General features: G+C 58.7%; 6 protein-coding genes. 2 read left to right on the top strand and 4 right to left on the bottom strand.

The genetic code is table 11. The features are described 5' to 3' along the window. Both ACQZ6D_RS26210 and ACQZ6D_RS26205 read left to right on the top strand, forming a co-directional pair. Nucleotides 1-190, top strand: a 190-nt coding sequence (locus ACQZ6D_RS26210) for a hypothetical protein (RefSeq protein ID WP_448730408.1), incomplete at its 5' end; no start/stop codon positions are given. 193 nt (nucleotides 191-383) lie between these two features. After that, nucleotides 384-2,330, top strand: coding sequence for a M23 family metallopeptidase (locus ACQZ6D_RS26205; RefSeq protein ID WP_013762143.1), 1,947 nt, complete (start codon nucleotides 384-386; stop codon nucleotides 2,328-2,330). Between the two features lie 68 nt (nucleotides 2,331-2,398). Here ACQZ6D_RS26205 and clpB read toward each other — a convergent pair whose 3' ends face one another. The 4 genes from clpB to prfA form a co-directional block, all read right to left on the bottom strand. Next, nucleotides 2,399-5,023 carry an ATP-dependent chaperone ClpB gene (clpB, locus tag ACQZ6D_RS26200; protein WP_004432113.1) on the bottom strand — a complete coding sequence of 875 codons (2,625 nt, stop codon included), beginning with the start codon at nucleotides 5,021-5,023 and terminating at the stop codon, nucleotides 2,399-2,401. Nucleotides 5,024-5,394: 371 nt separating this feature from the next. Then, nucleotides 5,395-6,201, bottom strand: a complete 807-nt coding sequence (locus ACQZ6D_RS26195; protein WP_004432110.1) for a DUF4167 domain-containing protein — start codon at nucleotides 6,199-6,201, stop codon at nucleotides 5,395-5,397. Nucleotides 6,202-6,596: 395 nt separating this feature from the next. Next, the gene (gene prmC / locus ACQZ6D_RS26190) at nucleotides 6,597-7,466 is read right to left on the bottom strand and encodes a peptide chain release factor N(5)-glutamine methyltransferase (RefSeq protein ID WP_025595184.1); all 870 of its coding nucleotides are present in this window, start codon (nucleotides 7,464-7,466) and stop codon (nucleotides 6,597-6,599) included. After that, complete coding sequence (gene prfA, locus ACQZ6D_RS26185; RefSeq protein WP_013762139.1) at nucleotides 7,463-8,545, bottom strand: peptide chain release factor 1; 1,083 nt, start codon at nucleotides 8,543-8,545, stop codon at nucleotides 7,463-7,465. The genes prmC and prfA overlap by 4 nt, the downstream gene beginning before the upstream one ends. Nucleotides 8,546-8,558 lie beyond the last annotated feature (13 nt).

Raw genomic sequence — 8,558 nt, 5'->3', positions numbered from 1 at the left:
CCCTCGTTCAGTGAGCGGACTTATAAGAGATCACCCTCAAACAAGTCAACACACCAAAATACAAATTCTAAAAAAAACATTCAAAGCATTGATTTTAAAAGAGAGTTTTGATTTTTCGAGATTATGCCTCCCATTGGCCTCCACCAACGGACCGATTTTCAACAAGGGAATGCAGCCTGAACCCATATGAATGGTGCTGCGCCTTGTTTTGGCCCGACTCCTCGCTAATTGCTTTGCCAACAAAACGTTAATGCGGGCACGCGCGCGAGCCTGTTGCCGGCAGATCTATTGAGGGTGCCGATCAATTTGACTCACGGCTTTGAAAGTTGCACACCTTCGCCTGAAGTTTCTGGAGAGCGCATGACCCACGGGGCACAGCTAGTATGACTGCGGATCGCAACGTGATCCGGTCGCTAGGCACGGAACCGCCAATTCTGGCGGAAGGGCGCCGTGCACCCGATCGCCGTGAGATTTCGCTCAGATGGCTTTCCGGCACGTTCCTTACCGGCATTACCTCTTCCATATTGATGGGTGTTGCGCTGTTTGCAGCTCTCGATGGCCGCCAGCAGCTTGCCATTCCGGCCGAGGCCTTCGCCAAGGCGGATATGGGCAACAATACCGCGGAAGCGGCACGCCGCGGCACACGCCTCGTTGCGCCCAATATTGCGGCCCGGCCCTCGGACCGCTCGATCATGGAAGTCTCCACCGTTATCAACGAGGGCGACAAGGAAGTGGTCCGCAAGGTTCCCTTTTCCCACGTCAAAATTCCGCTGGCGTCCAACTACGCCAAACAGGACGATTATCCCGCCTTCGATCCCCTGAACATTTTCGCAAGCGGTGACGACAAGGACGCCCCGGCGCCGGCGCCAAGCCGAACGGGCACAATCTACGGCTCCGAGGTCGAATCCGAAGTCAGCCTGAAAACGGTCGCCTTTCCGATCCAGCACTCCAAGTATCCCTTCGCCGGCTCCCTGAGCTTCGACGAGGTGGAGGAGGCAGTGCGCTCGAACGGCTCGATCCTGACAGACGGTAACGAGCAGCTTGCAGCGCTCTATTACATCGACCCCCGTCGTTTCGATAATGATGAGGGTGATGTCGATATCACCGCCGGTCTTGCCGCCCGTGTCGTCGAACAGAATATGTCGGTTTCGACCCCTCAATCGCCCTCGGTTCCGGTCAAGGAATATGCCGACGACGTTATCCCTGCCCGCCAGACCGAAACCATCGAAGCCGCTTTATTCGGCGCGGGTTATTCGAAGGCGCAATCCTCCGAAATCGCTGGCCTGTTGTCACCGCAACTCCAGTCGAACAATGTCGAAAGCGGCGATGTGCTCCGCGTCGGCATTATTCAGGAAGACGACAAAAGCGACATCGTACGCGTAAGCCTTTACCGCAAGGGTCGCCACATGGTCACCATGGCCGTGGACGATCGCAAGAATTTCATCAAGGCCAGCGAACCGCCGAAGCTCGACGCGGTGGCGACGGCCTTTGACAGCACCCCGGCACCGGCCGCCGGCCGCGATCTGCCCAGCGTCTACGATGGCGTTTACCGGGCGGCTCTGGCCTATGGCATGAATCAGGGCATGGTCTCCCAGCTCATCAAGCTTTTGGCCAGCAGCGTCGATTTTCAGGCGCAGTTGAAACCGGCAGATACGCTGGAGGCCTTCTTCTCCGTGGAAGATGCGGATGGCAAGGCGACGGACAAGTCCGAACTGCTCTACGTCAACGCCAAGTTCGGCGATAACGAGACGCGGTTTTACCGGTTCCAGAACCCGGACGATAACAGCATCGACTATTTCGACGAGAACGGTAAGAGCATCCGGCAGTTCCTGTTGCGCAATCCGGTTCCGAACGGCCGTATGACATCAGGTTTCGGCATGCGCCGCCACCCCGTTTTGAAATTCAGCCGCATGCATACCGGCACCGACTGGGCGGCAGCCCGCGGCACGCCGATCATCGCGACAGGCAACGGCACTGTCGAAAAGGCCGGCTGGGCCTCCGGTTACGGCAACCAGACCCTGATCCGCCACGCCAATGGCTACGTCTCCTCCTATAACCACCAGAGCGCCATCGCCAAGGGTGTCACCGAGGGTTCAAAGGTCCGGCAGGGCCAGGTAATCGGTTATGTCGGTTCGACCGGCCTTTCAACCGGCGCGCATCTGCATTACGAGCTGATCGTTAACGGCACGAAAGTGGACGCGATGAAAGTGCGTCTGCCGGGCGGCAAATCGCTTTCCGGCGTCGCGCTCGCGCGGTTCTCCGACGAGAGAAAGCGGATCGACAATCTACTCAACATCGAAGAAAAACCCAATCAGGTGGCGAGCCGTTAGTCCGCCGGGCCTCGTGACCAGAGGGACCGCTATACGAAAAAGGGCTCCGTTACCGGAGCCCTTTCGTTTTATGCCGCATCGGCGGTTTCAGTCTCGGCCTCACCCTTTGGGGGCTTGACCTTGAAAAGCAGCCGGTCGGTGCCAGAGGTCACCTTGACCCGCGATCCGTCCGGGATCTCGCCGCCGAGAATCATTTCGGCGAGCCTGTCCTGAACGGTCTTCTGGATCACACGCTTCAGCGGACGTGCGCCATAGGCCGGATCGTAACCCTTATTGGCAAGCCAGTTGCGGGCATCCTCATCCAGTTCGAGCGTGATCTTGCGATCACCCAGAAGCGAGACGAGGCGCTTGAGCTGGATCTCCACGATCGCACCCATCTCGTCGCGCCGCAGGCGATGGAAGAGGATGATATCGTCGATACGGTTGAGGAATTCCGGCCGGAAATGCGACCGGACACGCTCCATCACCAAGTCACGAACCGAATCCACATCGTCATTGTCGCCCATCTGCGTCATGAATTCCGAACCGAGGTTCGAGGTCATGATGATGATGGTGTTCTTGAAATCGACGGTGCGGCCCTGACCATCGGTCAGGCGGCCATCATCCAGCACCTGCAACAGGACGTTGAACACGTCCGGATGCGCTTTCTCGATCTCGTCAAACAGCACGACCTGATAGGGCCGGCGGCGAACCGCTTCCGTCAACGCACCGCCCTCTTCGTAACCGACATAGCCGGGAGGCGCACCGATAAGCCGGGCAACGGAGTGTTTCTCCATGAATTCCGACATGTCGAGGCGAACCATCGCGGTCTCGTCGTCGAACAGGAACCGGGCGAGTGACTTGGTCAACTCGGTCTTGCCCACGCCCGTCGGGCCGAGGAAAATGAACGAGCCGATCGGCCGGTTCGGATCCTGAAGACCGGCGCGCGAACGGCGAACCGCCTTGGAAACGGCCTGAACGGCCTCGCCCTGCCCGACCACGGACTTGGCAAGATCGTCTTCCATGCGCAGCAGCTTCTCGCGCTGGCCTTCCAGCATCTTGTCGACAGGAATACCGGTCCAGCGGGAAACGATGTGGGCGATATTGTCCGCCGTCACCACTTCCTGAACCATCGAGCCAGCACCGCTGCTGTCGCGCGCTTCCGCTGCAGCCAGTTCCTTTTCAAGGCCCGGAATGATCCCATAGGTCAATTCACCGGCGCGCTGGAACTGGCCGTTACGCTGGGCACTTGCCAGTTCGTTGCGGGCATCGTCCAGCCGCTTCTTGAGGTCTGCGGCATGGCCCAGCTTCTGCTTTTCCGCCTGCCAGCGGGCCGTCAGGGCATCGGCCTTTTCTTCGGTATCGGCCAGTTCGTCCTCGAGCTTCTTCAGGCGATCGACGGATGACTGATCCGTCTCCTGCTTCAAGGCTTCGCGTTCGATCTTGAGCTGAATGATCCGGCGATCCAGTTCGTCCAGTTCTTCCGGCTTGGAATCCACCTGCATGCGAAGGCGCGAAGCGGCTTCGTCCATCAGGTCGATTGCCTTGTCGGGCAGGAACCGGTCGGTAATGTAGCGGTTGGAAAGCGTTGCAGCTGCAACCAAGGCCGAATCCGAAATGCGGACCTTGTGGTGCTGTTCGTATTTTTCTTTCAGGCCGCGCAGGATCGAGATCGTGTCCTCAACGGTCGGCTCATCTACGAGCACCGGCTGGAAACGACGGGCAAGGGCCGGATCCTTTTCCACGTGCTTGCGATATTCATCCAGCGTGGTGGCGCCAACGCAGTGCAGTTCACCTCGGGCAAGAGCGGGCTTCAGCAGATTGGACGCATCCATGGCGCCATCGGCCTTGCCGGCACCGACCAGCGTGTGCATCTCGTCGATGAACAGGATAATGCCGCCATTTTCCGCCTGCACTTCGTTCAGTACCGCCTTCAGACGCTCCTCGAACTCGCCGCGATACTTCGCGCCAGCGATCAGCGCACCCATATCCAGCGCCATAAGCTTCTTGTCTTTGAGGCTTTCGGGCACATCGCCATTGACGATGCGCAGCGCAAGACCTTCGGCAATCGCCGTTTTACCGACGCCGGGTTCACCGATCAGCACGGGATTGTTCTTGGTGCGGCGTGAAAGCACCTGAATGGTCCGGCGGATTTCGTCGTCACGGCCAATCACCGGGTCGAGCCTGCCTTCGCGGGCTTCCTCCGTCAGGTCGCGCGCGAACTTCTTCAGCGCGTCGAAGCCCTGTTCGGCATTGGCGCTGTCAGCCGTGCGGCCCTTGCGGATTTCATTGATGACCTGATTGAGCGCCTGCGCCGTCACGCCGCCCTTTTTCAGGGACGCCGAGGTGGAAGCAGAGTTTTCGATCGCCAGCGCCTGCAAAAGACGCTCGACGGTGACGAAACTGTCACCAGCCTTCTTCGCGAGTTCTTCCGCAGTCGAGAACACTTTCGCAAGTGGAGCCGTGAGCGAAAGGCCGCCATTGCCACCGGAAACCTTGGGCAATTTCGCCAGTGCCGCATCGTTGGCCAAGCGCACTTCCTTGGCGTCGCCGCCAGCCCGCTCGATCAGGGATGCTGCCATGCCCTGCTCGTCATCAAGCAGAACTTTCAGAACATGTTCGGCAGAAAACTGCTGGTGATTTTCCGCAAGCGCAAACGTCTGCGCCGATTGCAGAAAGCCGCGAACGCGCTCGGAGTATTTTTCAATATTCATAGTCGAACCTCCATATACCGGCCCGCCCGCTTTCGGCACGGATCCGGGTGTTTGGGTTGAGGCTCCCTCAAAGGCAAGCCCCGCTACGGCAGTCGCGTTTTACAGATTTCACGATTGCCGCCTCTTGATGGACGGTTACCGCTGCATGCGGCATCCGTCCTTACCGCACGAATATGGGAGGCATTTTCATCGGTTTAAAGGGGAGGAAAACGACTGCCGGGGAAATTTTAGCCGGACTTGATAAGCGTCACGACTGTTTGCCGCGATTGCCCCCTTCGAAAAGCGCCCAAGCTTTTACACCCGACCCCAAAAACAAAAAAACTCCGGCAAGCCGGAGTTTTTTCAATCGCGTGGTATTTTGAAAACCCTGCTTATTCAGCAGCGTTTTCGAGCGTGGCAGGTGTTGCCTCATCACCGGCTGGCGTATCTCCGCCTTCGGCACCCTCAGCACCTTCCGCGGTTGCGGCGCGGCGCGGGCGACGCGGGCGTGGGCCAGTGGCGCGGCGGGCCTTTGGTGCGCGTTCAGTCGCTGGCGCTTCCGTCTGTTGCTGCTGTTCCTCGACGGCCACTTCCATAGGCGTGCCTTCGATGACGGGCTGAGGCGCCTGGCTGGCGTCGTATACCGGCTGCTGCCGTTCGTCCGAAGCCTGCGGCTGGCGCGGCTGGCGCTCCTGCCGTTCACGGCGGTCCGGGCGCTCACGACGTTCCTGACGCGGCTCGGAACGCTCGGTGCGCTCCTGCCGTTCCTGGCGCTCCGGCTGCTGAACCCGTTCCGGCTGTTCGAACTGCTGCTGCGGTGCACCATCGTCACCGTCGTTCATATCCATATCGTCGGCATCCGAAGCATTGTATTCGCCACGGTCGTCGCGCTGGAAACGCTCCTGCATCTGGGCCTGAGCGGTGGCGATGATACGATTGTAGTGTTCAGCGTGCTGCAGATAGTTTTCAGCGATCACACGGTCGCCAGCACTCTGCGCGTCCCGCGCAAGGGTGGCGTATTTTTCCGCTATGTGCTGGGCTGTGCCACGAATTTTAACATCGGGACCGGAGCTGTCATAAGTCCTGGTGAGCGGGTTACCGCCCTTGCGGTTGAAGTTGTTGTTGTTACCGCCACCATTGTTATTGTTGTTGTTGCTTCCACGCCCCCGGCCGCGCTTGTTTTGCTGTCCTGGCCTCATCAATTGCTCACCTGAATTCTGTTTTGCTGACAATCTGGTTATTTTCATGCAATTCCGGGCGGAAAACCGCTGGAAACTTTTCCTGAAATTGCTCCATTACGCGCCCTGCTGGAGATAACCCCAGACAAGACCCCGCGTATGACGACCGGTCGCGCAAAATGCTGCAACGAGCCACCTGCGAACAAAGTTTACTGATTCACATGCCGGAAACGCCCAGCCTTCAGGGTTCTCAAAAGAACCCGCTTCGGGACTGACCCATACCCTGACGAATCTAAATTCGTCCTCAGCCACCCGGCATGTGGCGGCAAACTATCCCGCTTCATGCGGAAATCCAAGCCTTTTCTTTTGCTGTGCAAAATATCCTTGCAAATAATCCGCAGACGTATCGCGAACAACTATCTCCGGAAGGTCAAAACTCTGTCGTTGCCGCCATAATCCTTCACGGCGTCGAGAAGAGAGAAGCCGTGGGAAGCAAATATAGCGGAAACATCAAGCCTTTGATCGAAACCGATCTCCACACCGACAATCCCGTTTTCCACAAGAAAGCGGCCTGCGTCGGCAGCGATGAGGCGGTACGGTGCAAGGCCGTCCTGACCTCCGTCCAGCGCCGCCATCGGATCGTGATAGCGAACCTCTCGGTCTAGCGTTGTGACGATGTCACTTCTTATATAAGGCGGATTCGACACAATTATGTCAAACCTGCCAGAGATTTTTTTGAACCAGTCGCTACGCACGGTTTCAAAACGCGAGGCGAGACCATTTCGGGCAGCGTTTTTCGCTGCGGTTTCCAGCGCATCGGCGGAGATATCGCTGCCGACGCCAGTTGCTTCCGGACATTCCTTGAGAAGCGCCAGACAGATCGCACCCGTGCCCGTACCCAGATCCAGAATGCGCGCACTGCCCTTGTCGGCAACAATTTTTTTCAACGCAGGCAACAGCGTATCGACGAGAACTTCCGTATCCGGGCGGGGTTCGAGCGTCTCCGTCGATAAAAGAAGATCGAGCCCGTGAAATTCGCGATGGCCGAGAATGCGATGGACTGGCTCTCCGCCTGCGCGCCTTTCGACCATGGCGGCAATGCGGGCGCTTTCTTCCCGCGTGACGGGATGGTCCGGTTTCATCACGAAATCGGTCAGTGAAAAACCGGTAACGTCGGCAACCAGCAGGCGCGCATCAAGCAGCGGATCGGCGATGCCCGCCGCCTGCAGCCGTTTGCGGGCTGCGGCAAGCTCGGTCGAAACGGTCCCGTCAGCGCCGCCACTCAAAGCTGTTGTTCGCCAAGCTGGGCAAGCTGACCGGCCTGATAATCAGCAATCAGCGCGTCGACAAGCTCGTCGATCTCGCCTTCGATCATCCGGTCGAGCTTGTAGAGGGTCAGGTTGATGCGGTGATCAGTGACCCGCCCCTGCGGAAAATTGTAAGTGCGGATACGCTCGGAACGGTCGCCGGAACCGACCTGGCTCTTGCGGTCGGCTGAACGCTCGCTTTCCACCTTCTGGCGCTCGATGTCGTAAAGACGCGAACGCAGAACCTGCATGGCCTTGGCGCGGTTCTGGTGCTGCGACTTTTCAGAACTGGTAACGATCAAACCCGTCGGAAGATGGGTGATGCGAACGGCGGAGTCAGTGGTATTGACGTGCTGGCCGCCTGCGCCCGAAGCGCGCATCGTGTCGATACGAATGTCTTCCGGGCGAATTTCGACATCGATATCCTCCGCCTCCGGCAGCACGGCAACAGTGGCTGCCGAGGTGTGGATGCGGCCGCTCGCTTCTGTTTCCGGCACGCGCTGCACCCGGTGCACGCCGGATTCGAATTTCAGCTTGGAAAACACCCCTCGCCCGCTGATCGTGGCGATGATTTCCTTGTAACCGCCCGCCTCGCCTTCGCTTGCGGAAAGAACTTCAACTTTCCAGCCCTTGGCTGAAGCGAAGCGCTCATACATGCGAAACAGATCGCCGGCGAAAAGTGCCGCTTCGGATCCGCCCGTGCCGGCGCGGATTTCGAGGATGGCGCTTTTTTCGTCCGCCGCATCCTTGGGAAGCAGCAGGACCTGCATTTCCTTCTCAAGCTCGCCAATTCGGGCCTCGACCTCCGGCAGCTCCATTTCCGCCAGATCGCGCATGTCCTTGTCGGTCGTCTTGTCGGCAAGCAGCGCCTGGAGATCGGCGGCCTCGGAGACCGCCTTTTCGTATTCGCGGACTTTTTTCACCACCGGCTCAAGTTCGGAATATTCCGAAGCCAGCTTCACATAGACATCCGCTGCCGGACCAGCCGACATCCGCGCTTCGATCTCTCCGAAACGCCTTTCCAACTCGCGCATTTTTTCGACGGGAAGCTTCGCCACCAGTCACTCCGAT

It is taken from the genome of Agrobacterium sp. 22-3639C2 (genome assembly GCF_053522105.1).
This window is presented reverse-complemented; position numbering and strand designations above follow the sequence as displayed.